This window comes from Streptomyces sp. SAS_270 (assembly GCF_052543295.1).
Map to the genome: position 1 here is coordinate 106,515 of NZ_JBMNDS010000010.1, position 25,912 is coordinate 132,426.

The 25,912-nt window shown below is 70.4% G+C and carries 18 protein-coding genes; 10 read left to right on the forward strand and 8 right to left on the reverse strand.

From position 1 onward, the window contains the following. Window positions 1–4: 4 nt before the first annotated feature. From ACN6LB_RS09790 to ACN6LB_RS09810, 5 genes are all read left to right on the forward strand, one after another. Window positions 5–934 carry a nucleotide-binding protein gene (locus tag ACN6LB_RS09790; RefSeq protein WP_445025459.1) on the forward strand — a complete coding sequence of 310 codons (930 nt, stop codon included), beginning with the start codon at window positions 5–7 and terminating at the stop codon, window positions 932–934. Continuing rightward, window positions 931–4,935, forward strand: coding sequence for a type VII secretion protein EccCb (eccCb, locus tag ACN6LB_RS09795; protein ID WP_445025460.1), 4,005 nt, complete (start codon window positions 931–933; stop codon window positions 4,933–4,935). Before ACN6LB_RS09790 ends, eccCb begins: the two co-directional genes overlap by 4 nt. After that, entirely contained in the window at window positions 4,932–6,377 is a 1,446-nt protein-coding gene (locus tag ACN6LB_RS09800; RefSeq protein WP_445025461.1) for a DUF6177 family protein, read from the forward strand. Before eccCb ends, ACN6LB_RS09800 begins: the two co-directional genes overlap by 4 nt. Before the next feature lie 556 nt (window positions 6,378–6,933). After that, window positions 6,934–7,275: a hypothetical protein gene (locus tag ACN6LB_RS09805; protein ID WP_445025462.1), complete on the forward strand. Its 342-nt coding sequence runs from the start codon at window positions 6,934–6,936 to the stop codon at window positions 7,273–7,275. Window positions 7,276–8,141: 866 nt separating this feature from the next. Continuing rightward, a complete protein-coding gene (locus tag ACN6LB_RS09810) occupies window positions 8,142–8,507 on the forward strand; it encodes a hypothetical protein (protein ID WP_445025463.1) in 366 nt (121 codons plus the stop codon). 725 nt (window positions 8,508–9,232) lie between these two features. Here ACN6LB_RS09810 and ACN6LB_RS09815 read toward each other — a convergent pair. Beyond that, on the reverse strand, window positions 9,233–10,156 hold the full coding sequence (locus ACN6LB_RS09815) for an LLM class F420-dependent oxidoreductase (RefSeq protein WP_445025464.1): 924 nt from the start codon (window positions 10,154–10,156) through the stop codon (window positions 9,233–9,235). A 238-nt stretch (window positions 10,157–10,394) separates the two neighbouring features. Here ACN6LB_RS09815 and ACN6LB_RS09820 point away from each other — a divergent pair, with 238 nt between their 5' ends. After that, window positions 10,395–10,583 (forward strand): hypothetical protein, encoded by a 189-nt coding sequence (locus tag ACN6LB_RS09820; protein WP_445025465.1) that lies wholly within the window; start codon window positions 10,395–10,397, stop codon window positions 10,581–10,583. Window positions 10,584–11,138: 555 nt separating this feature from the next. Here the strand turns inward: ACN6LB_RS09820 and ACN6LB_RS09825 are convergent. The 4 genes from ACN6LB_RS09825 to ACN6LB_RS09840 all read right to left on the reverse strand — a co-directional run bounded on the left by ACN6LB_RS09825 (window position 11,139) and on the right by ACN6LB_RS09840 (window position 13,945). Further along, window positions 11,139–11,612, reverse strand: coding sequence for a DUF6099 family protein (locus ACN6LB_RS09825; protein WP_356139801.1), 474 nt, complete (start codon window positions 11,610–11,612; stop codon window positions 11,139–11,141). A gap of 296 nt (window positions 11,613–11,908) precedes the next feature. Beyond that, window positions 11,909–12,241 carry a nucleotide pyrophosphohydrolase gene (locus tag ACN6LB_RS09830; protein ID WP_356139802.1) on the reverse strand — a complete coding sequence of 111 codons (333 nt, stop codon included), beginning with the start codon at window positions 12,239–12,241 and terminating at the stop codon, window positions 11,909–11,911. Next, a complete protein-coding gene (locus ACN6LB_RS09835) occupies window positions 12,238–13,392 on the reverse strand; it encodes an AAA family ATPase (protein ID WP_445025466.1) in 1,155 nt (384 codons plus the stop codon). Before ACN6LB_RS09835 ends, ACN6LB_RS09830 begins: the two co-directional genes overlap by 4 nt. Before the next feature lie 118 nt (window positions 13,393–13,510). Then, window positions 13,511–13,945: a cell division protein SepF gene (locus ACN6LB_RS09840; RefSeq protein WP_356139804.1), complete on the reverse strand. Its 435-nt coding sequence runs from the start codon at window positions 13,943–13,945 to the stop codon at window positions 13,511–13,513. A gap of 323 nt (window positions 13,946–14,268) precedes the next feature. Between ACN6LB_RS09840 and ACN6LB_RS09845 the strand changes: the two genes are divergently transcribed. The 3 genes from ACN6LB_RS09845 (at window position 14,269) to ACN6LB_RS09855 (ending at window position 20,655) form a co-directional block, all read left to right on the forward strand. Beyond that, window positions 14,269–18,339, forward strand: coding sequence for a molybdopterin-dependent oxidoreductase (locus ACN6LB_RS09845; protein WP_445025506.1), 4,071 nt, complete (start codon window positions 14,269–14,271; stop codon window positions 18,337–18,339). A gap of 56 nt (window positions 18,340–18,395) precedes the next feature. Then, window positions 18,396–18,815 (forward strand): TOBE domain-containing protein, encoded by a 420-nt coding sequence (locus ACN6LB_RS09850; RefSeq protein WP_356139806.1) that lies wholly within the window; start codon window positions 18,396–18,398, stop codon window positions 18,813–18,815. A 115-nt stretch (window positions 18,816–18,930) separates the two neighbouring features. Next, window positions 18,931–20,655 (forward strand): hypothetical protein, encoded by a 1,725-nt coding sequence (locus ACN6LB_RS09855; protein ID WP_445025467.1) that lies wholly within the window; start codon window positions 18,931–18,933, stop codon window positions 20,653–20,655. A gap of 31 nt (window positions 20,656–20,686) precedes the next feature. Here ACN6LB_RS09855 and ACN6LB_RS09860 read toward each other — a convergent pair whose 3' ends face one another. The 3 genes from ACN6LB_RS09860 to ACN6LB_RS09870 all read right to left on the reverse strand — a co-directional run bounded on the left by ACN6LB_RS09860 (window position 20,687) and on the right by ACN6LB_RS09870 (window position 24,074). Then, window positions 20,687–21,313, reverse strand: a complete 627-nt coding sequence (locus tag ACN6LB_RS09860; protein ID WP_445025468.1) for an RraA family protein — start codon at window positions 21,311–21,313, stop codon at window positions 20,687–20,689. 98 nt (window positions 21,314–21,411) lie between these two features. Continuing rightward, window positions 21,412–22,737 carry an SGNH/GDSL hydrolase family protein gene (locus tag ACN6LB_RS09865; RefSeq protein WP_356139808.1) on the reverse strand — a complete coding sequence of 442 codons (1,326 nt, stop codon included), beginning with the start codon at window positions 22,735–22,737 and terminating at the stop codon, window positions 21,412–21,414. Continuing rightward, window positions 22,737–24,074 (reverse strand): extracellular catalytic domain type 1 short-chain-length polyhydroxyalkanoate depolymerase, encoded by a 1,338-nt coding sequence (locus ACN6LB_RS09870; RefSeq protein WP_445025469.1) that lies wholly within the window; start codon window positions 24,072–24,074, stop codon window positions 22,737–22,739. The genes ACN6LB_RS09865 and ACN6LB_RS09870 overlap by 1 nt, the downstream gene beginning before the upstream one ends. Window positions 24,075–24,413: 339 nt before the next feature. On the opposite strand from ACN6LB_RS09870, the gene ACN6LB_RS09875 reads away from it, so the two are divergent. Further along, on the forward strand, window positions 24,414–25,895 hold the full coding sequence (locus ACN6LB_RS09875; protein WP_445025470.1) for a long-chain-fatty-acid--CoA ligase: 1,482 nt from the start codon (window positions 24,414–24,416) through the stop codon (window positions 25,893–25,895). The last annotated feature ends 17 nt before the right edge of the window (window positions 25,896–25,912 follow it).

Genomic DNA, 25,912 nt, shown 5'->3' on the forward strand with positions numbered 1-25,912 from the left:
GCGCGTGCCGATTGCCGCGCCGGAATCCGTCCCCACCGTCGACCCACGCCTCGCGCACGCCCTCGGCGCTCCGCAGCACGGGGATTCCACGGTCCGCCGCACAGGACGCGCCCTGCGCAAGCTGACCGCCTCGGCATCGCAGGAGGTGGCCGAGCAATCCCGGCTGGCACGGGAGATACAGCAGCCGGTGACAACCGGCCGGGTCATCGCGGTGACCTCAATCCGGGGTGGCGTGGGCAAGTCCACCGTGTCCGCCCTGCTGGCCCGCGCTTTCAACCACTACCGGCATGACCCGGTCCTCGCACTGGAGGCGGACACGGCCCTCGGCACGCTGCCCGTGCGCCTGGGAGCCCAGTCGGTCCGCTGGGCATGCACGGATGTCGCCCAGATCCTCACCCCGACCATGCAACTCACCGATGTCACCGGCTATCTCGTGCCGGTGGCGGATGGGGGCTGGCTGCTGCCGGCCGGCCAAGGCCGGGTCGGCGCCCCTTTGGACGTCGGCACCTATCGCACCGTGACGCTGGCACTACGCCGCTACTTCGCGGTGACGGTGGTGGACTGCGAGTGCCTGCCCGGCGACGTGGCGCGTACGGCGATGGACACCGCCCACGCCCGGGTGGTGGTCGCGCCGCTGACCGCCGAGGGCGTGAACGGCACCCGTGCCGTCCTGGACTGGCTGGCCCAACTGCCGCACTCGGCGCTGGCCACCACCGTGGTCGCACTCAGCGCCAACTCCCCCGACACCACACTCGATGTGAAGACCGCCGTCGCGCATCTACGCGAGTCCGGAGTGGCCGTAGTGCTGCTGCCCTACGACCGTCATCTGGCCCAGGGAGGCCCTATCCACACCGCCATGCTCGGCCAGTCCACTCAGCAGGCCGCCGTCCAGCTCGCAGCCGAGGCCATGGCGCGGGCGGTGCGGGTGCGATGACCCAGCAGCAGATCCACCGTCCGGCCCGTGCCACCCGCTCGCTGTCCCCCGCCGAGCCGCGCGCCATCGAGCCACCACCGAATCTGCCCGAGGGCAGCAGTGGCCGAGCGGCGACCGCGTTGCTGCCGATGGCCGGGGTGATGAGCTCGGTCGTCATGATGACCGTCATCCGCAACAGCCAGTTCGCCGGGCTCGGCGCGATCGTCCTGGTCGTGGCCCTGCTCGGCGGGGTGGCCCTGTTCCTGTCCCAGCGGGGCAAGGCGGCCCGCACCCGGCGCACACAGCGCGAACGCTATCTGGAGTACGTCGAGGAGCAGCGCGAGCAACTCGGTGAGTTGGAACGGGAGTTGCGGGACAGCGCGCGACTGCTGAACCCACCGCCACTGGCCCTGTACGACGTGGTGCGCGACCCGGCCCGGTTGTGGGAGCGCCGCCGCACGGACGCGGACTTCCTGCGGGTGCGCCTCGGTGTGGGGGACGTGCCGGTGCAGGAACTGGTAGTCGGGCAGAGCTCGGTCGGGGGCGTGCTCACCCCGCCGGACCCGTTCATGCTGAACGAGGCCCGCGCCCTGCAGCACCGCTTCTCCACCGCACCGGACATTCCTCTCACCGCCGGCCTGGACCGGGCAGGCAACGTCAGCATCGTCGGCGACCGGGACGGCGTACTCAACATCGCCAGGGCCCTACTTATCCAGGCCGCCGTCACGCACGCGCCGGACGACGCGGCATTCGCCCTGGCGGTGCCCGGTGACGAGCTGGCGCAGTGGGAGTGGGCCAAGTGGCTGCCCCATGTCCTCGACCCTCAGCAGCAGGGGCAAGACGGACCTGCGGCCGCTCGGCGGATCGCGCCGGACCTCGCCCAGCTCGCCGCCCAGAGCGCGGCGGATCTGCGTCGACGCGCCTCCTACGCCGCCGAGGTACGCCGCGGTCTGGCCGACCGGAACGCACTCCAACTCACCGACCGGCTCCTCGTCATCCATGACGCCCACGGCGAGGCCGCCGCCGAACTCCCGCGCCCCGACCAGGCCGTGAGCCTGCCTGACATGGGGATCACCGTGCTGCACCTGCTTCAGCAGCAGATCCACGAACCGGACCAAGTCAGTGTGCGGATCACCGTTGACGGCGAGAAGGTCACCGTCGAGGACCTGCGCACCCCCGAAGCGCCGCCCGGCCGGGGGACCGCGGACACGGTCAGCGTGCCGGGCGCGGAGGGTCTGGCCCGGCTGCTGGCCCCGCTGCGACTGTCGGCGGAGTCCGCCGCCGAGGGCACCCCGGTGGCCGGGCCGGTGGACTTCCCCGGTCTGCTGGGCATCGACGACCCGGCTGCCCTCGATCTCGCACGGCTGTGGGCGCGTCGCGGCGAGCGGGACTTCCTGCGCGTACCCATCGGCCTGAGCGACCGCCACGAACCGGTCCTGTTGGACCTCAAGGAGTCTGCCGAACTCGGCATGGGTCCGCACGGACTGTGCGTGGGCGCCACCGGCTCCGGCAAGAGCGAGCTGCTGCGCACCCTCGTCCTCGCGCTCGTCGCCACGCACGCTCCCGAGGACCTGGCGATGGTGCTGGTCGACTACAAGGGCGGTGCCACGTTCGCCCCGTTCACTCAACTCCCGCACGTGGCCGGGGTGATCACCAACCTGGAGAACCAGGCCGGACTAGTTGAACGCGTCCACACCAGCCTGGCCGGCGAGGTCACGCGCCGCCAGCAGGTCCTCAAGGACGCCGGTAACGTCGCCGACATCGGCCACTACGCCGCCCTGCGCGCCACCGCGCGGCCCGATCTGGAACCCCTCCCCCACCTGTTCGTCGTCATCGACGAGTTCGGCGAACTCCTCACTGCCAAGCCCGACTTCATCGACCTGTTCCTGTCCATCGGCCGCATAGGCCGCTCCATCGGCGTCCACCTTCTGCTGTCCAGCCAGCGCATCGAATCCGGCAAACTCAAGGGCCTGGACACCTACCTCTCCTACCGCCTCGGGCTGCGCACCTTCTCCGCCGACGAATCGCGTACGGTCCTGGACACCATGGACGCCTTCCACCTGCCGCCGCTGCCGGGCTTCGGCTATCTGAAGGTCGACACCTCCACGTACGAGCGGTTCAAGGCGGGCTTCGTCTCCGGCGCCTACCGCGGTCCCGTTTCTCTACGCGAGAGAACCGACGCCGAGCCGCTCGTCTGGACGTATCCCGCCTTCACCGCACCCGGGGCGGCGCAGCAGACGACGGGCGAGCCGCCGACGATGCGGGAACGCGAGACCGGCCCGACCGTCATGTCCACCATGGTCGAGCAACTCACCACCGCCGCACCGCCGGTGCGCCGCATCTGGCTGCCCCCGCTCCCCGACGCAGTCACCCTGAACCAGGCAGCCGGCCCGGTGCAGGCCTCCCCACGCGGTCTGCACCTCGCCCCCGACCATGGCGTCCTGCGGGTGCCGCTGGGAGTGCTGGACGATCCGGCCCGGCAATGGCAGGGACCCTGGGTCCACGACCTGAACACCGCGGGCGGCCACACCGCGGTCATCGGCGGGCCACAGTCTGGCAAGACCATCCTGCTACGCACCCTGGCCCTGTCCCTGGCCCTCACCCACACTCCGCACGAGGTCGCCGTCTACGGCCTCGACCTGACCGGCGGCGGGCTGGCCGCACTGTCCGGGCTGCCGCACGTCGGCGGGATCGCCTCGCGCAACGACCACGAACGGGCCACCCGCACCGTCGCCGAGGTCCGCACCATGCTCCACCAACGCGAAGAGCTCTTCCGTATCCACGGCATCGACTCCGTCGACCAACTGCGCGCCGTGCGCTCCGCGGGCAAGCTCACCGAGCTCGGCTCTACCGACGTGGTCCTGCTCATCGACGGATTCGGCACCCTGCGCGACGAGTTCGACGACCTGGACGAGTCCATCGCCGACCTCCTCAAGCGCGGCGGCGGCTACGGCATCCACATCGTCGCAGGCATGCTGCGCTGGAACGACGTCCGCATCGCCACCCAGTCGATGTTCGGCAGTCGGATCGAACTGCGCCTCAACGACCCCGCCGACTCCTCCATCGACCGCAAACTCTCCGAGACGCTCGGCCCGGACACCCCGGGCCGGGTCCTGACCGACGGCAAGCTGTTCGCGCACACCGCGCTGCCCCGCATCGACGGCCAGGCCTCCCCCGCCCACCTTGGCGACGCCCTTCAGGACGCGGCCCGTACGCTCCGCGCCACCTGGCACGGCGAACTCGCCCCACCCGTACGGGTCCTGCCCACCCACCTGGACACCGCCCGGCTGCCCCCACCAGCCGCCGAACCCACCCGTGTCCCCCTCGGCTTGGACCAGGACTCCCTCGCTCCAGCCGTGCTGGACCTCTTCGGCACCGACCAGCACCTGCTGATCCTCGGCGACAACGAATGCGGCAAGACGAACCTGTTGAAGCTCATCGCCGACCAGCTCACCGCCCGCTACACGGACGAGGAAATCGTCTTCGGCGTCTTCGACCCGCGCCGCGGCCTGCGCGGCACCATCCCCGAGCCGTACCGCGGCGGCTACGCCCACAACGCCAAGCTCGCCGCCGCCCTGGCCACCGGCATCGCCACCGAACTCGAGAAGCGACTGCCGGAGACGGCCGACCCGGATGCCCTCACCGACGAACCCGCGTTCACCGGACCGCGCATCGTCATCCTCGTCGACGACTACGACATCCTCACCACTGCGGGCCAACAGCCCCTGGCCCCTTTCCTCCCGTACGTCTCCTCCGCGCAGGACATCGGTCTGCACTTCGTCATCGCCCGTCGCGTCGCGGGATCCTCCCGCGCCCTGTACGAACCGCTGCTGACCACCCTGCGCGAGACTGGCACCACCGCCCTCGTCATGACCGGCGACCGCACCGAAGGCCAGCTCTTCCCCGGCCTGTACGCCTCCCCGCAGCCGCCCGGCCGCGGCACCCTGGTCCGCCGCGGTCGCCGCCACCAGCTCATCCAGACCGCCCTCGCAGGCGTCCCCGAAGAGACCGGACACTCGTGACCAAGGACGTCATCGCCCTCACCGAGAAGATGCCCGATCCGGTCACCGTGCTAGCCGGCCTGTACGCGGGCGGCCCCGACCTGCGCATCAACACCCTCGCCGACGGAGCCGTCACCCAGCTGTGCACTCCCGCCGGACACCCGCTCCTGTCCGTCGAGGCCCCGCTCCTGCTCCAGGTCCCCGGCGAGGTCACCCGCCTGCTCGGCCCGCGCACCCAGGCCCCCGACATCCCCCTGTGGTGGACCGAAGCCCGCGCCACCACCGCCTTCGAGGAGGCCGAACGCCTGGCCGGCTCCTTCGCCGGCCGCCTGGCCACCGTCCTGGGCGGCAGCGTCTGGCCCCCCGAGACCGCCCACACCGACACCGTCTCCCTCTGCACCGACACCACCGCGGCCCCGGCCGCCGAAGCCACACCACCCGCCGTCGACGTCCTCACCGATCAGGCCGCCCTGGTCATCCAGGACCGCCCGCTCATCCCCATGACCAGCTGGCTGTCCGACGCCCTGAGCACCGCCATCGCCACTGAGCGTGCCCTGCAGATCGTCACCCCGCCCCATGCCCGGCTCACCCTGCCCACCCGTCTCGCCCTGAGCGGCCACCCCCACCGCTGGGTCGTCCAACACCCCGACTCCGGCTACTACGACGGCCTATCCGGCGCCGAACTCCATTGGGCGGACGGCGCCTTCGCCCCCCTCACTGACACCGGCGGCAAAACCCGCATCGCAGATGCATTCCGCTCGCCAGCCCACACCCCCACCGCATCCGGCGAACGACAACTCCGGCTCTCCCTCCGCACCCTCCACCGAGCCACCGACGACCTCCTCCTCGGCACCGCCCTGGAAACCGCCTTCCAGCACTTCACCGGCGCCCCGCCCACCGGATGGTCCACCGCCGAACCCATCAACCTCCCATGGTCCACACGGCAGTTGACCGACCTTGCCCGCACCCGAGCCCAACAGTCGGCCCCCACCTGGCTCATCGCGATCGGCACACCCGACCGCCCCGCCATCGCCACCACCCGCATCACCCACACCCCCGCAGGCATCGAGGAACACACCACCCTCGCCCTCGGCTACGGCCCCGACGAGCCCGTTCCCCTGAGCACACTCCCGGACCTGGCCGAAACCCTCGCCACCCGACACGGCCTCACCTCCCTGCTCACCACCCTGCACACCGCACGACGCGACCTGACCGTCACGCCCCACCTCGAATCCCCACCCCTGCCCGTGTCCTTCACCCTCGGCCCCGCTCCCCTACGCAACCTCGGCCTCACTCACGCCGAGAACCCACCCCTCGGACCAACCCCGCTCCGCCTAGGACCCACAACCGCAAGGGCCCTGCACTACCCCCTCGGCGATGGCACCGACCCCGGCGCCTGGACCACGCTCCAGCGGCTCAATCAGCACCTGACAAGCGGACCCGGACGGCCGACGAGCCATTGACGCCATCCCGACGACCGGAATGAATACGGCACAATCGCCAGGAAGCAGAGCAGCGAAGACGATCGACGAGCAGTACGACGACGGACATCACGAAGCTCCGTCCGCCGTGGAAGCAGCAGAACAAGCCTGGCGCCTGGGCGGGTTGGACGCGTCGTTGGACGGGGCACTTCCCCCCGGATCAGCGGGCTTGGCGATCGCCTTCTCGCACCTCAGCCAGTGCGCCGAGCCCCCGCAGTCGTCGACCACCGCCGTCGTGGGAGCGATCCCGGGGTCCATCTTGGTGACCTTCGCAGAGTTCTTCGGCCTCCCTGCGTGACCAGACCGTTCCGGTGATCGGCGTACAGGCCGCGCGAGAGAACGCTCAAGGCCTTCCCTGTGTCGTGCTGCGAGCTCCTGGAGCCACACTCTGCGAGCGGTTCTTCAGTCCCCTATTCGTCGTGGGGCAGCCAGCATCCATCCACTTCGGGCTTTGCCACCTGATCCAGATGCGTGAACTCTCCGCCGAGAGGATCCTGGAGGGTGTCCTGCCCGGGGCCGAGTTCCCGAGGGAGGTTTCATGCGCCGCACCCTCACATTCATCCTCGCGGGGCTCATCGTGGCAGCTGTCGGCTGCTCCAGCGGCAAGACGGCTGAAGAACACCGGCACCGCCGTCATTCCGACTCCTCCAGCAACGGCGCACGGCTCGTGGATACCCAGGGCCAGCAGTTCGGCGCCACATACGAGAACACAACCGCCGGGCCCGGCTTCCCTGGAAGCGTCACCCTCGCACCCGTTGACACGGGGTTGGGGTTCATCACCTTCGCGGTCCCTACCAACTCCACCGTCGCCAAAGTACAGTTCGCTATGGACAGCGGATTCTCCGGAAACACGGGCCAGTGGAACGTCACCAACGAGTAGACAGCGCCACCCAGTTGTAGTCCGCGGCCGCTGCGACGACCGAGGTTCTCAAGGTCTTCACCTCGCTTGTTGGTAGACCTTTCAGGCTCTGGCCTCATAAGGACCGCAAACCCCCAGGATCACCAGTTGCCAGCCCCTACGGCACTACCCATTGAAAGTCATTGGTTATCAGCTGTGCACCCACACGATGATGTGATCTGTAATGCGCACGGGCGCAGGTGGCTGTACTGACTCGCCAGTTGCTGAGGTCATCCTGGCCGACCAGGGGTCCCGTGGGATTCGCTGGCGGGCCTGCTCGGTTTGATTCAGCGAGCATCCCGAGGTGATCAAAGACAACGCGGACGCCTATGCCAAGATCACGACCTGCAGCCGGAGCCCTCCAGCGTTCGGAACGCCACCGGATTCACGGTTGGCTACACGAGCCGCGAAGTTGATGATCCTGCCAATCGCGCCGTTCTATAAAGAATCATGAAAGGAACGCGCTACGCTCATCGCAAGGGGCTTGGTGGCACTGAGGTTCGGCGAGGTAAATCGGAAGGGAGCGTCACGTGTCCACAGGCGGGGGCGGGGGCGGTGGCTTTTTAGGGCATCGATCGGTGGCAGCTTGGACGATCGCCGGTGCTGCCGCAGCCGTACTGGCCCTAATCTTCTCCTTGGTATTCTTCATTTTCCCATCTTCAGACTCATCCCCGAAATCGTCTGCAGGCGAGCCCGCGCCCTCTCAGCGCAGCACTTCCCAGTCTTCGACTTCGGAGCCACCCAGCCCATCAGACAGCGAGCCGACCTCCCCAAGCTCAGGGGAGTCAGCCGGTCAAACGAGCCTGAAAAACTACTTGTCTGACCTGACGCCCGTCGCTGGAAATTCCGTGGGAACCGGCAACGGGACGGACGTCGCCATGTCCGGGGTCGACTATCCGCACAGCGTCATCATCTTCTGCGTCGGCGGGCGAGCCAACGACTACCAATACAACCTGGGGGCAACTGGAAAAAGACTCCTTGGACAGGTCGGAATTGGCGATTCCGAAGATGCGAGCGGACTCCCAGCAAACGTTTCGTTCTACGGCGATGACCGACTAATCAAGACTGTCAAGGTCTCACTTGGAAAGCCCGCGCCGATCAATCTAGACATCCGTGGGGTAATTAGACTTAGAATCGCCGCGACCCTGATTCAAGGAGTGTACGACGGCCGAAACATTTCAGTGTCTGTCGGCGATGCACGGTTTACCTCGTGATCCAGCAGCAGATCATGAAGCCGTTCGCGAAACTGCTTACTGATGTACATCGGCATGCCGACAGTCCCAGCCGCTGGTCTGCGGCGAAACCTCAGCGGCCGACGCGTAGGTCTTGAGGTGCAGGTACAGATGGATGTTCCGTAGGGTTGCGTACCGCGGATCTGCGTGAAGTCCCCAACCTACGCCCGGTGCATGGTTATCTGATGACGAGTCCGGGCTTGAACTCCTTACGCGCCCGTGTCCTGCACCGAGTCGGTACTCTTGCCGAATCAGGCATCACCCACTGGCGCCTCTGCCATTGCGATCGGCACGCACGACAGCAACCAGTTGCCTCGCCCCGTCCGCGCCGACCCGCAGCTCCTTACGCAATGAGTCCGCGGAGACCGGCCGCTGATGGAACTCCCGATGCCGCGCGTCGATGCGCCGAGCCCGTTCCAGCAGCGGATCACCCGAATCCGGCTCAGCTCCCCCACCGACGTCGCACCCCTGGCCACCGCTACTGATGCTCCGACAGACCGCCGACTCGGTGGGCCAGCAACTCGACCGAGAGCAACAGCGCGATGGGAGGCCAGCCAGCAACGAGCACGGGTTTCCAGGCCAACGACGGCGCGGCGGCGATATTCGCCGCGCCGACCAGGGAATTTCACCCTGGCCCGGGTGCGACGGCCCCTGCGTGCACTGCGGCCCCACACCTGTGCAGCGGCGGGATCCTGGCAGGGAGGTCCTCAGGACAGCTGGGACATGACCTGGGAGGAAATCAGGTCCAGGTGGTCGAGGTCGTCGAGGTCGAGGATCTGGAGGTAGAGCCGCTGGGAGCCGATCTCCGCGTACCGGCCGATCCTGTCGACGACCTCGGCCGGGGAGCCGGCCAGGCCGTTGGCCTTCAGCTCCTCGACGTCGCGGCCGATCGCGGCGGCCCGCCGGGACACCTCGTCGGCGTCCTTGCCGACGCAGGCCACCACTGCGTTCGAGTACGTCAGGTCGCTGCCCTTGCGGCCCGCCTCCTCTGCCGCGGTGCGAACCCGGCCGAACTGGCGCTCACTGTCCTCGATCGAGGCGAAGGGCATGTTGAACTCGTCCGCGTACAGGGCGGCGAGCCGGGGAGTGCGGGTCGCGCCGTGACCGCCGATGAGGACCGGGACCTTCGCCTGGGCGGGCTTGGGCAGGGCGGGCGAGTCGGTCAGGTCGTAGTGGGTGCCGTGGTGGCTGAACGTCTGGCCCACCTCGGTCGCCCACAGTCCCGTCACGATCGCCAGCTGCTCCTCCAGACGGGCGAACTTCTCCTTCGGGAAGGGGATGCCGTACGCCTTGTGCTCCTCCTCGAACCAACCCGCGCCCAGCCCCAGTTCGACGCGACCGCCGGACATCTGGTCCACCTGCGCGACCTGGATCGCGAGAACACCGGGCAGCCGGAAGGTGCCCGCGGTCATCAGCGTGCCGAGCCGGATGCGCTTGGTCTCCCGGGCGAGCCCGGCCAGCGTGATCCAAGCGTCGGTGGGCCCCGGGAGGCCGTCGGCCGAGCCCATGCGGAGGTAGTGGTCAGAGCGGAAAAAGGCGTCGAACCCAAGGTCCTCGGTGGCCTTCGCCACGGTGAGCAGGGTGTCGTACGTGGCCCCTTGCTGGGGCTCGGTGAAAATTCGAAGGTCCATACATCCATCCTGCACGGTCGTCTGCCGGTCAACCCCATCGGTCCCGCCGAGCCCTCCCGACCCCGGTCGGGTGAAATCCGTCAACCGCGTGTGCGCAGCGGGTCCGTGCCAGTGACCGCGGTCGGCGATGATCGTTGGCTCGTGCGGAGCCGGACCGCCCGGCCATCCCGTCGCCGGCGGTTGCCGGGGCGTCACCCGCGCCGGCCCTCTCACGGGGCCACAGGCCGAGGAGGCCGTCATGTCCCAAGAAGCCGCGCCGCAGCAGACCGTGCCCGCACCGCCGAAGGGGCTGCTCCAGCAGATGGAGGAGCTGATGGCGGCACTGAACGCGGACCTGTCGCAGCTCGACGCGGATCTGCAGTCCTCTACGGGGCGGCCGGGGACCGAGAGCTCGGGGGTGGACGCCGGCTCCGTCGGCCAGGTCTGAGAGGGCTCCTCCTCCCCCCGTTCCCGTCTTCGTGGCTCCGCACCGGGGCCTCCAGTCTTCGGTCCGGCATGACTTCCCCCTTGTTGTTGATGATCCGGGGGGCGGTGTCATCGAGCTCGGAGGCATCGACGGCCCCCAGCCCGTTCGTGCAGTCGCTCCGCAGACCTGGACCAAGGTCAGGAGGTGATCCGTGGGCCCGTAGTCGATCTTCCAGTCGACATAGACCCCCACCGCACCGTCCTTCTGGCACCGCAGCCCAACCGTCACCCAGCGGACCGACCCCTCCTCGGCGAGGGCGAACGCGACTGCCGTCTCGAACTCCTCGCCCCCGCACGGACAGCCCGCCTCGCCAGGATCCGCGTCCTCCCAGAACTCCTCGCTATCAGCGATGAACCCGCGGCCACCGCAACCAGTACACACCCGCTCGGCTCCGCCCTCGACATCGTCAACGAGCAAGCGGAACACGCACCCGCCACACCCGCCACAGGCAGAGGGAACGATCTTCACCGGACGGCCGTCGGCAGCGTTCCGGAGAAACATCGCGAGCCCCCGCCCTCAAACCCCGGACGCGCTGAAGCCCCTCCCCTGGTCTCTCGCTGCCAGGCGTCTGAGCATCTCCAGGACCCGGTCCCTCGACTCGTCCGCCGCGTCGATCGCCTCCATGCACTGCCAGTACGTCGCCTCGTCGTCCGCGGCGCAGGCGACGCCGACCAGGGCTATGCCGACCTCGCCGAGGAGGCCGCCGAGGCAGAGGAGGACCTCGCGGGCGTCGCCCAACTCGGTGAGCCGGGCGGCTCGTAAGGTGTTGATGTCGGCGGCGGAGGCTTCGAGGACGCCACAGCCTCTGCCTGCCAGTTCGGTCAGGCCCAGGGCCTCGCCGCGGAGTTCGGGCGGGCCGGAGACCGCGAAGCGGCTGCCTATCGCCTGGGCCAGGGCCTGTGCCTGCCAGACCTCCGCCATGACCTCCGGTGCGTCGCCGCTCCCCGCCAGGGCATCCCTGCTCACCATGATGAGCCGCATCGCGTCCACGCGTTGCCCCCGCTCTGTCCCGACGCGTTGTCGCGCGTCCGCCCGAACTCCGTTGTCCACTACCCAGAGTGAGCTTCCATGCGACGAAAAGCCAGAGGTAGCCCGAATTCTGTGGACAAGAAGTCGGGTGTGGACAACTTCGTAACTCCGGAGAGTGACCGAATCAGGTGCCAGGCCTTCGCCGCCCCGCTACCCGCGCCACTCGCCGCCCCGCTACCCGGCGCTACTCAACGCCCCGCTACCCGGCGCTACTCAACGCCCCGCTACCCGCACCCCTCACGACCCCTCGCGGCCTTTCACGGCCCCTCCGGTGCCGGAAACCTCCGTTCGTTCCGGTCGATCTTCGCATCGAGGGCCGACAACGGGTCGATGCCGAGCACCTCGCACAGCTGCAGCAAGTACGCCAGGACGTCGGCCACCTCGTCCGTGACGCGGTGCGCGGTGTCCGCGTCGTCCATGACGCGCGCCGACTCCTCCGGGGTCAACCACTGGAAGATCTCGACGAGTTCGGACGCCTCCACGCTCAGCGCGGCGACCAGGTTCTTGGGGGTGTGGTAGGGCTGCCAGTTGCGTGCGGCGGCGAACTCGGCCAGCCTGCGCTGCAGCTTCGCTACGTCCAGTTCTGTCACGGCCTCAGGTGTACCACCGTCGCCCCGGCCGCCTCCGCCGCCGGGGCATCGCTCACCGTGCCCACGAGCCGGATGTGCCCGCGCTCGCACATCCGTACCGCCAGCCGGACCAGTTCCCCCGCCTGCCGGACGTCCAGGCCGCGGTCGAGGCCGTCGGCCAGGACCGTCAGTGTCTGCAGAGCCGCCGGGACCTCTCCGGCCTGGTCGACCTCCAGTACTCCGGGGCCGGTGAGCAGGACGAGGGCAAGCGCCAGGTATCGCAGCTCCCCGTCGCCGAGAAGTCCGAGGGGTGTCCGGATGCCGTCGCCCCGGTCGAGGAGGGCGCGGACCCTGCTGTCCCCCCACTGCTCGGCGAACACCTCCGTGACCGGCCCGGCGCATCCCGCCCGTACCGCCGCGACCAGTTGCCCGTGCCGTCGGCTGCACTCCGACCGCGTGCGCCACAGCACTTCGGCGAGGTTGTCGCAGCCGCGCAGCAGCCGTCCCGCACCGAGCGGAACGGCCGCGCGCATGCGGTCGGGGACCGGGTCGCAGGCGAAGACCGACCGCAGCGCGACCACCATCTGCTCGGCGGCTGCGAGGACTTGGCGCTCCCCGTCCGTGCGGCCCGCGACGCGCAGCGGCAGCAGCGCGGTGCCGAGGCGGTCGTCGGGAAGCGGTCCCCGGGTCACCGGGGGCAGGCCGGCGGTGTGCCAGGCCGCCTGGACGACGGGACGTTCCGGGTCCCGTAACGCGGTCTCCAGGAGGACCAGGCCGCCCGCCGTCAGCCGCTCACCCACGATGCGCAGATCGGGCTCGGCCTGTACGGCGACGTCGAGCCGTACGGGTCCTTCGGGGCCGTCGGCCGTGCAGCCGATGCGGAAGCCGCGGCGCCGCTGGGCGTCGGGGCGGGCCCGTTCGGGAACGTACGCGACCGGGTCGGGGAACACCTCGTGGAGTCCGGCGCCGCCGCCGAGTCGCGCCAGCGCCTCGTACGCCCGCAGGGCACCGGTCTTGCCGCTGCCGCTGGGCCCGGCGAAGAGGGTGAGCGGTCCGAGCGGGAACCTGGCGCGCCGGTGCCCGGCGAAGGCGGCGAGCCTCAGCTCGGTGATGCTCGGCCGGTCCGGACGCGCCCCGGGCCCGGCGGGGGCCTCCGGAGATGTCAGAGTCATATCCGGACGGTAGGCCGCCGCAGAAAGGCGAACCGTTCCGTCTTGGTGACCTTCCTACGATCGAGCGACCCGCACACCGGAGACCGGGCCTCGGGGACCGCCCCCGGGGACCTCTGGGCTACCTCTCCGGGATCCCCGCGCCTTCCATCAGCCCCCGTACCTCCGTGCCAGGCGGTGTCAGCAGGAACACGTTCCGGTCGACGCGGTGCATGCCGCTCGCGAGACCGAAGACGACGCCCGTGCTGAAGTCCAGGACCCGCTTGGCCACCTCGGTTTCCGCGCTGGTCAGGTCGAGCAGGACGGGAATGCCCGCCATCAGCGTCTCGGCGACCTCGCGGGCGTCCGCGAACACATTGATCCGCAGGACGACGAAACGGCGCCGCGTCTCGGTCTCGGCTTCGGGGATCGACCGGTGACCGACCGCCGAGGGCCAGGCGTCCCGGCCGCGCAAGGGAACGACCTGGGCGAGCCCTTCCCACTGCTCATCGGTGACGTCGTGGCTGTTCACTGGCCCACCCCGTCCTGGCTCGCACTCAATATCTGCACGGTGCATTCTTACGCATGGTCACCCGTTCGGCCCAACAGCGACACGGTCCGCCACGCCTCGGCCTCACATCGGCCGCAGGGCGGCTGTGCAGACGGCGTAACCCCTCATGATCGAACGATGTGACATCCGCGTAACGGGCAATTCGTACGCTCGGCGACAACAGAGGACGTCGGACGACGTCCGGTGACGTCGGCCGGCACCGGCCGACGTCAGCGTTTCCGGTCGGAGAGGGGCTGCCCGTGGCCGCACAGGGCCCGCGGAGGGTCGGCGCCGATGCCGAGATACGCACGGTGCGGACGGTCTGCTCGTACTGCGGCGTGGGCTGCGGCATGCTCCTCGACATCGGCCTGGGCCCCGACGGGCGGCGTACGGTACTGAAGGCGTCCGGCGACAAGGCCCACCCGGCGAACGCCGGCCGGCTGTGCACCAAGGGCGCGACCACCGCCGAGATGCTCGCCGCGCCCGGCCGGCTGACCAGCGCCCTCGTCCGGGACGACCGGGGCGAGGAGCCGGTACCCGCCCCGGTGGACGCGTCGATCCGGGAGACCGCGCGCCGGCTGCGCCGAATCATCGACGAGCACGGTCCGGACGCCGTCGCCTTCTATGTCTCCGGGCAGATGAGCCTGGAAGCGCAGTATCTGGCGAACAAGCTGGCCAAGGGGTTCGTGCGGACCAACCAGATCGAGTCCAACTCCCGGCTGTGCATGGCGAGTGCGGGTGCGGGATACAAGCTGTCGCTGGGCGCCGACGGTCCGCCGGGATCGTACGACGACCTGGACCGGGCGGATCTCTTTCTCGTCATCGGCTCGAACATGGCCGACTGCCATCCCATCCTCTTCCTGCGGCTCATGGAGCGGGTCAAGGCGGGCGCCAAGCTGATCGTCGTCGATCCGCGGCGCACCGCGACCGCCGTCAAGGCCGATCTGTTCCTGCAGATCAGGCCGGGGACCGATCTGGCGCTGCTCAACGGGCTGTTGCACCTGCTGCACGAGAACGGCCACACCGATCCCGGCTTCATCGCCGAGCACACCGAGGGCTGGGAGGCGATGCCCGAGTTCCTCGCCGACTATCCGCCGGCCGTCGTCGCCGACCTCACCGGAATCGCGGAGGACGACATCCGGGAGGCGGCGCGCCTGATCGGGCAGGCCGCCGAGTCCGGTGAGTGGACAAGCTGTTGGACCATGGGCCTCAACCAGTCCACGCACGGCACCTGGAACACGAACGCGCTCGTCAACCTGCACCTCGCGACGGGGGCGATCTGCCGCCCGGGCAGCGGCCCGCTCTCGCTGACCGGGCAGCCGAACGCGATGGGCGGACGCGAAATGGGCTACATGGGCCCGGGGTTGCCCGGCCAGCGGTCCGTGCTCGTCGACGAGGAGCGGGCGTTCACCGAGGAGTTGTGGGGGCTGCCGCCGGACACGATCCGGGCCGACGGGGTCGGCAAGGGCACCGTCGAGATGTTCCGGAAAATGGCCGACGGCGAGATCAAGGCCTGCTGGATCATCTGCACCAACCCCGTTGCCTCGGTGGCGAATCGCAGGACGGTCATCGAGGGCCTCGAAGCCGCCGAGTTCGTCGTCACGCAGGACGTCTTCGCGGAGACCGAGACCAACGCGTACGCCGATGTCGTGCTCCCGGGCGCGCTGTGGACCGAGACCGAGGGCGTCCTCATCAACAGCGAGCGCACGCTCACCCTCGCGCGGCCGGCCGTCGAACCGCCCGGGGAGGCACGGGCGGACTGGCGGATCATCGCGGCCGTCGCCTGCGAGATGGGGTACGAGAAGGGGTTCTCCTACGACAGCGCCGAGCAGGTCTTCGAGGAGATCAAGCAGGCCTGGAACCCCAGGACCGGGTACGACCTGCGGGGTGTCACCTACGAGCGGCTGCGGGAGACGCCCGTGCAGTGGCCGTCGGCCGAGGAGGACGGTCCCGCGCGCAATCCGATCCGGTATGTGGGCGGCGGCGGGGGTGAGTTGGCGTTTCCCACGCCCAGCGGACGTGCCGTGTTCTTCGCGCGGCCGCACCTGCCCGAGGAGGAACTGCCGGACGACGACTTCCCGTTCGTGCTCAACACCGGGCGGGTGCAGCACCAGTGGCACACGCTGACGAAGACCGGCAGGGTCGCCAAGCTCAACAAGCTGAATCCCGGGCCGTTCGTGGAGGTGCATCCGCGGGACGCGGCCGCGCTGGGCGTCGCGGAGGGCGACTCGGTGGAGGTCGCCTCGCGGCGGGGGCGGGCCGTGCTGCCCGCGGTCGTCACCGACCGGGTGCGGCCCGGGTGCCTGTTCGCTCCCTTCCACTGGAACGACCTGTTCGGCGAGTACCTGAGCATCAACGCGGTGACCAGCGACGCGGTGGATCCGGTGTCGTTCCAGCCCGGGTTCAAGGTGTGTGCGGTGGCGGTGGCGCGGGTCTCCTCGCCTTCTCCGCCCGCACCCGCTGCGACTGCGCCCGCATCGGTTGCGGCTCCGTTCGCGTCCGCCGCGGCTCCGGTGGGCGAGGTCGTCCTGGCGGGGGTCGCGAACGCCGGGGCGGCTCAAGTGAGCCCGGGGGCCGCGGTGTTCGGCCTGGAGCCGGTCTCGCCACCCGTCCTCTCCGCCCAGGAGCGCCAGTACCTCACCGGCTTCCTCGCGGGGCTCGGCTCCGGTGCCCCCGGCGTTCCCGTGCTCCCCGCGGACGCCCCCTTCAGCCCCGATCACGCCCTCTGGGTCAACGGTGTCCTCGCCGGCCTGTACTCCCGGTCGGCGGAGCCGGCCACTCGGCAGGACGTACGCGAGGTCATGGTGCTGTGGGCCTCGCAGACCGGCAACGCCGAGGAGTTCGCGGTGGCCACCGCCGAGCGACTCGCCGCGACCGGGCATCGCGCGAGCCTCGCCGGCATGGACGAGACGGATCTGGCCCGACTCCCGCGAGGCGCCGACCTGTTGCTGATCACCAGCACGTTCGGCGACGGCGACGCTCCCGACAACGGCTCCGGCTTCTGGGACACCCTGTCCGGGCGGGAGGCCCCCCGCCTCGACGGGGTGCGCTACGCCGTGCTGGCCTTCGGGGACTCCTCCTACGCCGACTTCTGCGGCCACGGACGCCGACTGGACGCGCGCCTGGACGAGTTGGGCGCCGTACGCCTCGCGCCCCGTACGGACCTGGAGCCGGACTACGAACCCTCCGCGGACGCGTGGCTCGACGAGGTGATCGGCGCGCTGGGCTCGGCCGGGACCGCGCCCCCGTCGGCGCTCCCGGCCGAGGTGGCAGCGCCGGCCCCACCACCGGCGCCCCGGGCCCCGAAGCCCGCGCCCGCCACCGTCCGCCTCGCCGGGAACCGGCTGCTCAGTCGTCCCGGTGCGGGCAAGGAGGTCCGCCGGTTCACCTTCGACACCAGCGGAACATCACTGTCGTACGAGACGGGTGACGCGCTCGGTGTGCGGCCGGTCAACTCGTCGCGACTGGTGGAGGAATGGCTCGCGGTGACCGGGATCGACCGGTCGACTGCCGTAGATGTCGGTGGAGTTGGTGAAGTTCCCTTCGCCGAGGCTCTGGAGCGGCACCTCGACATCACCAGGATCACCCCCGACCTGCTTCGCTTCCTCTCCGAACGCGTCCACGACAACCGGGAGTTGAAGAAGCTGCTGCGGCCCGACAACAAGGACGGGCTGGCGCAGTGGTCCTGGGGGCGGCAGGCCGTCGACGCGGTGGCCGAGCATCCCGTGCGCGCCTCGGCGCAGGAGTGGGCGGGAGTCTTCAAGCGGCTCCAACCGCGCCTGTACTCCATCTCGTCGAGCCCGCTCGTCGATCCGCACCGCGTGTCACTGACCGTGTCCGTCGTACGGTACGAGAACCTGCTCGGACAACCCCGGGGCGGGGTCTGCTCACCGTTTCTCGCCGACGCCGAGGCGGACATCGCCGTGCCGGTCTTCGTTCAGCGGTCGCCGCACTTCAGGCCGCCGGCGGATCCGTCGACGCCGATGGTGATGGTCGGTCCCGGTACCGGAGTCGCGCCGTTCGTCGGGTTCCTCCAGGAGCGGCGGGCGCTCGGGCACCGGGCGCCCAACTGGCTGTTCTTCGGCGAGCAGCACCGCGCCACCGACTTCTACTACGAGGACGAGCTGGCGGCCTTCAGGCAGGACGGCACCCTCAGCCGGCTGGACACGGCGTTCTCCCGCGACCAGCGCGCCAAGGTCTACGTCCAGGACCGGATGCGTGAACACGGGCCCGAGCTGTGGCACTGGCTCCAGGACGGCGCCCGCTTCTACGTGTGCGGGGACGCCTCCCGTATGGCCAAGGACGTCGACCGGGCGCTGCGGGACATCGCCGTCGCGCACGGCGGGCTCGGCGAGGCGGAGGCCGCCGCGTACGTGAAGCAACTCGCGGCGGACAAGCGGTATGTGCGCGACGTGTACTGAGACGTGTACATAATTGAGCAAAACCGGCACCTTCCTCCGCAATCGAGGCGTCCCTCATGAGCCTGAGCATCCGCAACCAGCTCCCCGGCACCGTCACGACCGTCACCCCGGGCGAGGTGATGGCGACGGTCGGGGTCCGTCTCGACGGGGGCCAGGACGTGACCGCGGCCATCACCCTGGAGGCCGTCGAGGACCTGGGGCTCGCCCCGGGTTCCAAGGTCCGCGCCCTGGTCAAGTCGACGGAGGTGTCCCTGGCCGTCGGCCCGGTGGACGGGGTGAGCATCCGCAACCAGCTCCCTGGCACGGTCACCGACGTCGCCACCGGCGGCGCCATGGCCCGCGTCAAGGTGGACGTCACGGGCGGCGAGCTGACCTCCGCGATCACCAGGGACGCGGTCGCGGAGCTCGGTCTGACCGCCGGCACCCCCGTGGTGGCGCTCATCAAATCGACCGAGGTGGCCCTCTCCAACGCCTGACACAAGGGCCGGCGGGGCGGCGGCTCCGCCGGGCCCGCGCTTCTTACCAGCCTCACACCGGACTTTTCACGTCCGGCCACACCCCGCTCACCTGCGGGAATTAGCGTCCCCTGCCGTGTACTTGGCAGAGACAAGGCCCTCGCCCACCGCTCGGTGGAACCCCGCGCGGAAGTGGACGCCGGACGAGACCCCGGCGCAGTGGCACCGTGTCCTGACCCTGCTCGCCGACATCAGCCTGTTCATCGGCACGCGCGACATCTGGGTGCAGGCCGCGAGCCACCGTCCCGTCGTGGCCGCGGCCATCTCGCTCTGCTACGCCTGCATTCTCGTGACCGGCGTCCTGGCCCTGGTCGTGCGCGGCGGCCGTACGCTGGCCCGCCTCGACCTGGTCGTCCTGGTGACGGCCGTGACGCTGACGCTGTGCGCGTACGCCATGAGGCACGCCGGCAGCGACGAGGCGGTCCTCACCACGCAGGCCGCCCACCAGCTCCTTTCCGGTCACCCGGTCTACGGGCAGCCGTGGCCCTGGCTCTTCGGCCACGGAGTCGCGCTCACCCCGACGGTGACGGGCGGCTACGACTTCACGTACGGCTATCCGCCGCTGTCCGTGCTGCTGACCGCGCCCCTGCTGTGGCTGGGCCACGGGGCGGCCGCGGCGACGCTGGTCAGCACGGGTGCGCTGGTCGTGGGGACGATCGTGATGTGGCGGCTGCTGCCCACGCCGTGGCGCTCGGCGGCCACACTGGTCTGCCTCGGCTTCGGCCTGCTGCCGACTTACGCCCGGCTCGGCTATCCGGCGGTGGTCGCGCTCGCCCTGCTGATCCCGGTGGTGGCGGGCTGGCCACGGCTGGGCGGCGGCGGGCGCGGCGACTGGGTGCGGGCGGCCTGTCTGGGCGCGGCGTGTGCGGCGCAGCAACTCCCCTGGTTTCTCGCGCCGTTCCTGCTCGCCGGGGTCTACGCACTGCGCCGTGGTGAGCTGGGGCCGCGCGGCGCCGCGGCCGCCGTGGGGCGGATCGTCGGCGTCGCCGCGGCGACCTGGCTGCTGGTCAACGCCTACTTCCTGGTGAGCGAGCCGAGTGCCTGGTTCTCCGGCATCGCGCTCCCGCTCACCCAGGGCGCCGTCATCCACGGCCAGGGCCTGGTGGGCCTCTCGCTCTACTTCACCGACGGCAGCGACCGGCTCGTCTGGTACTCCCACGCGAGTCTGCTGCTGGCCGCCGCGCTGCTGGCGCTCTTCGTCCTCTTCGTACGGCGGCTGGGCCCTGCCGCCACGGTGCTGCCGTGGTGCGCGTTCTTCGCGGCGACGCGCTCCCAGGACGGTTACTACCTGCTGATGACCCCGCTGTGGCTGGCCGCGGCCGTCACCGCGCCGCCGACGTCGTTCACCACCGCGTGGCAGCCGCGGCCCGCCTTCCTGGACGGGCCGGGGCGCCGCCGGGCCCGGCTCGCGACGGTCGTGCTCCTGCTGTGCCCGTCGCTGGTGGCCGTCACGGTGGCGGCGACGGGGGCGCCACCGCTGCGCATGCGGGTCCTCGGCACGCACCGCTCCCACGGCGCCCTGACGGAACTCACCCTGCGCATCACGAACGCCGGCGACTCGGCCCTGCGCCCGCACTTCACGCTGACCACGGGGCAGGGCATGAACCGCTTCTGGACGCTGGTCGCAGGTCCGGCCACGCTGGAGGGGCACGCCACGGCGCGGTACCAACTCCGGCCGCCCGACGGCCGGTTCCCGCTGCCGCGGCCCGGAGTGCGCATCCGGGTACGGGCGTTCACCGCGAGCCCGATGACGTTGTCGAGCGCGGACCTACGGACGGCCCGCAGCGACGCCGGGCCCTGAGCGATGCCGGCGGCGCCCGGTTCGACGTGGCTCAGTCCTCGAAGCCGTTGTCGGCCAGAAGCCTGTCGACGCGGGCCCGGTGTGCCGCCTCCCACGCGTCGAGGGTTTCGTCGGCCTCCTTCGCCAACGCGGCCCGGGCGGCACGCAGCACCTCCTCCTGGCGGGCGCCGGGAGTGACGGCGACGCCCTCCTCGTCGGCGACGACGATGTCGCCGGGGTGCACGGTCACACCGCCGCACCGCACCGGGGTGTTGAGCGGTTCGACGGCCTTCTTCACCCCCGGCACGGGGATGATTCCGCGGGCGAACACGGGAAAGCCCAGCTCGCGCACCTCGGCGAGGTCGCGGATCACGCCGTCGACCACAAGGGCGACGATCCCCCGGCGCTGGGCGATCGCGCAGACGTTTCCGCCGGCGAGCGCGTAGTCCACGTCGCCGCCCGTCTCGACCACGAGGACCGAGCCGGGCGCCGCGCGGTAGATGGCCGCGTGCAGCATGAGGTTGTCACCGGGAGCGCACCGCACGGTGAACGCCGGGCCCGCCACGCGCGGCGGCGGGGACCACAGCGGTCGTAGGCCGATGTCCATGACCTGCGCGCGTCCCACGACATCGGCGAGGGTGGTGGTGGGAACGTGCTCGAATCCGGTGACGGCGTTCATGTTCCTCCTCGGGTCCTGCTGCGGACGGAGGAAATGCTATGCGCGTCAGGCCGTGCGGACGGCGGCCGCGCCCTCACCGGACAGGGCCGCCGTGCTCCTCACTTCCTGTCGGGGAAGAGCCCCAGGGGTACGGCGGCGGCCAGCGCCCGGTAGCCGTCGGGGTTGAGGTGCAGCCAGTCGCCGACTTGGAGGGTCGGCAGCAGGCGCCGGGGGTTGTCCGGGTCGCGTACCGCGCGGTCGAAGTCGATGACGGCGTCGAAGCGGCCGCTGGTGCGGATCCAGCTGTTGACCGTCTGCCGCGTCGACTCGCGCAGCCCGCCCGCGTCGTCGTACGGCGTGTTGCCGCCGAAGGGCAGCAGGGTCGCGCCGTAGACACGGATGCCCTGGGCGTGCGCCCGGACGACGATCTGGTCGTAGGCGGCGGTCAGTTCGGTGGCGACCCGGCGCTGGGCGGCCTCGGTGGCGTCGGCGGTGCCGATGTCGTTGACGCCCTCGAAGACGATCAGCCAGGCGACTCCGCTGCGGGCCAGGATGTCGCGGTCGAGGCGGGCGAGGACGTTGGGGCCGAGGCCGTCGTTGAGGACGCGGTTGCCGCCGGCCGCCTGGTTCAGGACCGCGACGTCGGTGGTGGCGGGGTGGGCCCGGAGCCGGTCCAGGAGCTGGTCGGGCCAACGGTTGTTGGCGTTGGTGGTGGAGCCGCGGCCGTCGGTGAGGGAGTCACCGAGGACCGCGGCGGCCGCGGTGCCGGGGCGGGAGAGGACCTCGACGTCGCTGAGCAGGTACCAGTGGTCGACCGGGGTCGCCTGCGGCAGGTCGGCGTCCTCGGTGTGGTCGCCGCCCTTGAGGAGGTACGAGGTGGTGCGGGAGCCCGGGTGGGAGGTGAGGGCCAGCGACGCCTGCCCCTCGGCCAGGTAGGCCGTGACCGTCAGATTCGACCCCGGCCGCAGGTCGAAGTCCAGGGCGTCGGACACCAGTTGGGCCCCCGCCGGTACGGTCGCGGAGGCCCGCCCGGCGAACGTCACCCGTCGTACGGAACCGGCCTCGACGGCGCTGACACCGGCCCGCCCCTGCGACGGCAGCGCCACCGTCACCGCGGTGAGGGGCAGCGGGGTCCCGCCGAAGGTGTTGGAGAAGCGGAGCCGGACCCGGGTGCCGCCGGTGGAGACATGAACGGTCTGGCGCAGCGTGGTGTCGACGAGCGTGGCGTCGCTCCCGGTGAACGGCGCGGGCGGCAGGTTGGCGGGCTCGGTGAGCTGCGGCATCGCCGTCCAGGTGTTCACCCAGCTCCGGCCCGGCGCCGGGCTCCCGCCCGTGGCCTGGACGGCGGAGGACGTCCAGACCAGGGCGAGGGCGAGGATGCAGACGGTGAGGAGGTGGACGAGCGGTACCTCGCGCGAGAAGCGCTTCGGCAGCGGTTTCGGCATCATGTGACCGTGCAGACCGTTCCGTTGAGGGTGAAGGCGGTGGGTGCGGCGCTGTTGCCGGTGTGCGTGGCCTGATAGCCGATGCCGACGCTCGCACCCGGGGCGATCGAGGCGTTGTAACCGGCGTCGGTGGCGGACACGCCGCCGCTCGCGGGGGCGTAGGTCGCGCCCCAGCCGTTGGTGATGGTCTGGCCGGAGGGCAGGGTGAAGCCCAGCTTCCAGCCGGTGACGGCCGAGGTGCTGGTGTTGGACACGGTCACGGAGGCGGTCAGACCGGTGTTCCAGGCGTTGGTGGTGACCGTCACCTTGCAGGCGCCGGCCGGGGGTTGGGGCACGGTGCCGCCGCCGTCGAGGCCGAAGAACGTGAGGACGCGGGCCCCCATCCCCCACGTGTACAGGTTGTGTCCGACGCCCTGCAGGCTGATCGCCTCCACGGGGGCGCGGTCGCCTGTGGAGCCGTAGCGGGTGCGGTTCCAGCCGGACTGGGGCGTGTCGGTGGCCGACGGCGTCTGGCTGACGCCGAGGACGTTGGTCCACTGTTTGATCTCTTCCCCGAAGTTCGGGTACGTCAGGGTCGCGTCCTCGGTGCCGTGCCAGACCTGCATGCGCGGCCGGGGCCCGGTGTAGCCGGGGTAGGCGCCGCGTACGAGGTTGCCCCACTCCTGCGGGGTGTGGATCACCGTGCCTCCGGAGCACGCGCTGTTCCACTCGGAGCCGTCGGTGGTGGCGAAGCAGCCGAACGGCACACCCGAGAACGCGGCGCCCGCCGCGAACACGTCGGGATAGTCGCCGAGCAGAACGTTGGTCATCATCGCGCCGGAGGAGATCCCGGTGGCGAAGATCCGGCTGGTGTCCGCGTTGTACGTACGGGTGACCCAGTCGACCATCGACTTGATGCCCACCGGGTCGCTGCCGCCGTCGCGGTGCAGGGCCTGCGGGGAGGAGACGTCGAAGCACTTGCTGGCGCGGGTGACGGACGGGTAGACGACGATGAAGCCGTACTGGTCGGCCAGCGAGGCGTACTCGGTGCCGGAGTACATCGCCGGGCCGGAGCCGGTGCAGTAGTGCACGGCCACCACGACCGCGGGGTGCGCGGTGACGCTGTTCGGCACGTACAGGTACATCTGCAGATTGCTGGGGTTGGTGCCGAAGTTCGTCACTTCGGTGAGGGCCGCGGCGGCGGCTTCGGTGCGGGCCGGGGCCGCGGGTGCGGCCGAAGCGGCGGGCGCGACGAAGAGTGCGGCGGCGAGTAACGGCAGTGCTCCGAGGAGCGCCACCAGCAGCCTGCGCAGCGTTCTCCTCGGGCGGTGTGCGGTGTTGCCGGCAGTCGTGGACACGTCCTTGCCCCATCCGTCAGCAGGAGGAATTGCTCGGGGGAACAGGCTTGGGCGCCAAGGGAGTTGGGAGGAGCGACCATGGCGCGCGCACGCGGAATCCACACGCCTCGCCCCTCGGAACGGGTAACGCCCGAAGCATCGTGGCATGGACACGACGGCCATGGAAGCGCTCCCACGCAATGGCTCGAAAGCGCTTCCCGTTCGCTGCGCCGAGCGCGCTCCGCGAACACCGCGGCCCGTGGCGTGTGATCCGGAACACGGCACACGCCTGCCTGCACAGGGATGTGCAACCATCCCGGGACGGACCCTGGCCGCCGCCCCATCGAGGAGCTGTAGATCATGGCAAACCTGGCGCACAACGTCGTGCTCGCCGCCGCACGTCATCCTCACCGGCCCGCCCTGCGGCTGGGCGAGCGGACCTGGACGTACGCCGAGGTGGACGACATGTCCGCACGGGTCGCGGCGTCCCTGGCCGCCGACGGACTGCGCCCCGGCGACCGGGTCGGACTGATGCTGCCGAACGTGCCTGCCTTCGTCATCCTCTACTACGGCATCCTGCGGGCCGGCGGCATCGTCGTCCCCGTCAACCCGCTGTTCAAGGCGCGGGAGATCGAGTACTACCTGACCGACTCCGGCGCGGTCCGCCTCTTCACGACGGACCTCTCCCTGTCCGAGGCGGAACCGGCCGCACAGGCCACCGGCACCCGCCTGGTCCGCGTCGACGTGGCCGACGCGACAGCCGGTGCGGGGTCCTACGAGCCGCTGACCACGGTCGCCGAGCGGAGCGATGACGCGACGGCCGCCATCTTCTACACCTCGGGTACGACCGGCCGCCCCAAGGGCGCGGAACTGTCGCACGACAACCTCGCGCGCAACGTCGAGGTGGTCACCCGGCTCTTCCACCTCACCGAGCAGGACGTGGTGTTGGGCTGTCTGCCCCTGTTCCACATCTTCGGGCAGGGCTGCGCGATGAACGCGGCCGTCAGACAGGGCGCGTGTCTGGTGCTCGTCCCGAGGTTCGACCCGGCGGAGGTGTTGCGCGCGATCGAGCGGGACCAGGTGACCGTCTTCGAGGGCGTTCCCACGATGTACGCCGCCCTGCTGCAGCGGCCCGACGGGACGGACACCTCGTCGGTGCGACTGTGCGTGTCCGGCGGTGCGTCCCTGCCCGTTCCCGTTCTGCACGCCTTCGAGAAGCAGTTCGACTGCGCGATCCTGGAGGGCTTCGGCATGTCCGAGTGCTCACCGGTGGTCTCCTTCAACCACCCGGACCGGCCGCGCAAGCCCGGTTCCGTGGGCACCCCCATCGAAGGGGTCGAGGTCCAGGTCATAGGCCCCGACGGCACACCGGTGGCGCGCGGCGAGACCGGCGAACTGGCCGTCCGGGGCCACAACGTGATGAAGGGCTACCGGAACCTTCCGGAGGCGACGGCGGAGACCATCGTGGACGGCTGGCTGCGCACCGGCGATCTCGTGCGCGAGGACGAGGACGGCTACCTCTTCGTCGTCGACCGCAAGAAGGACATGATCATCCGCGGCGGCTACAACGTGTACCCGCGCGAGATCGAGGAAGTCCTCTACGAACACCCCGACATCCTGGAAGCCGCCGTCCTCGGCATCCCCCACGACACCCTCGGCGAGGACATCGCCGCCGCGGTGGTCCTGCGCCCCGGCGCCGGGCAACACCCCACCGAACTCCAGCAGTTCGTCAAGGACCGCGTGGCCCCGTACAAGTATCCGCGCGAGATTCTCTTCCTCGACGCCCTGCCGAAGGGCGCCAGCGGCAAGATCCTCAAACGGGAGATCACCTTCCCGCGCTGACCCACCGCGTGGCGTCG

What these genes read in the sequence shown, in the direction of transcription:
- ACN6LB_RS09835 (WP_445025466.1), bottom strand. Translation starts at nt 13,392, where the DNA reads ATGACTCTGACATCTCCGGAGGCCCCCGCCGGGCCCGGGGCGCGTCCG.
- ACN6LB_RS09875 (WP_445025470.1), top strand. Translation starts at nt 24,414, where the DNA reads ATGGCAAACCTGGCGCACAACGTCGTGCTCGCCGCCGCACGTCATCCT.
- ACN6LB_RS09865 (WP_356139808.1), bottom strand. Translation starts at nt 22,737, where the DNA reads ATGCCGAAACCGCTGCCGAAGCGCTTCTCGCGCGAGGTACCGCTCGTC.
- ACN6LB_RS09845 (WP_445025506.1), top strand. Translation starts at nt 14,269, where the DNA reads ATGCTCCTCGACATCGGCCTGGGCCCCGACGGGCGGCGTACGGTACTG.
- ACN6LB_RS09820 (WP_445025465.1), top strand. Translation starts at nt 10,395, where the DNA reads ATGTCCCAAGAAGCCGCGCCGCAGCAGACCGTGCCCGCACCGCCGAAG.
- ACN6LB_RS09860 (WP_445025468.1), bottom strand. Translation starts at nt 21,313, where the DNA reads ATGAACGCCGTCACCGGATTCGAGCACGTTCCCACCACCACCCTCGCC.
- ACN6LB_RS09815 (WP_445025464.1), bottom strand. Translation starts at nt 10,156, where the DNA reads ATGGACCTTCGAATTTTCACCGAGCCCCAGCAAGGGGCCACGTACGAC.
- ACN6LB_RS09805 (WP_445025462.1), top strand. Translation starts at nt 6,934, where the DNA reads ATGCGCCGCACCCTCACATTCATCCTCGCGGGGCTCATCGTGGCAGCT.
- eccCb (WP_445025460.1), top strand. Translation starts at nt 931, where the DNA reads ATGACCCAGCAGCAGATCCACCGTCCGGCCCGTGCCACCCGCTCGCTG.
- ACN6LB_RS09840 (WP_356139804.1), bottom strand. Translation starts at nt 13,945, where the DNA reads ATGCACCGTGCAGATATTGAGTGCGAGCCAGGACGGGGTGGGCCAGTG.
- ACN6LB_RS09850 (WP_356139806.1), top strand. Translation starts at nt 18,396, where the DNA reads ATGAGCCTGAGCATCCGCAACCAGCTCCCCGGCACCGTCACGACCGTC.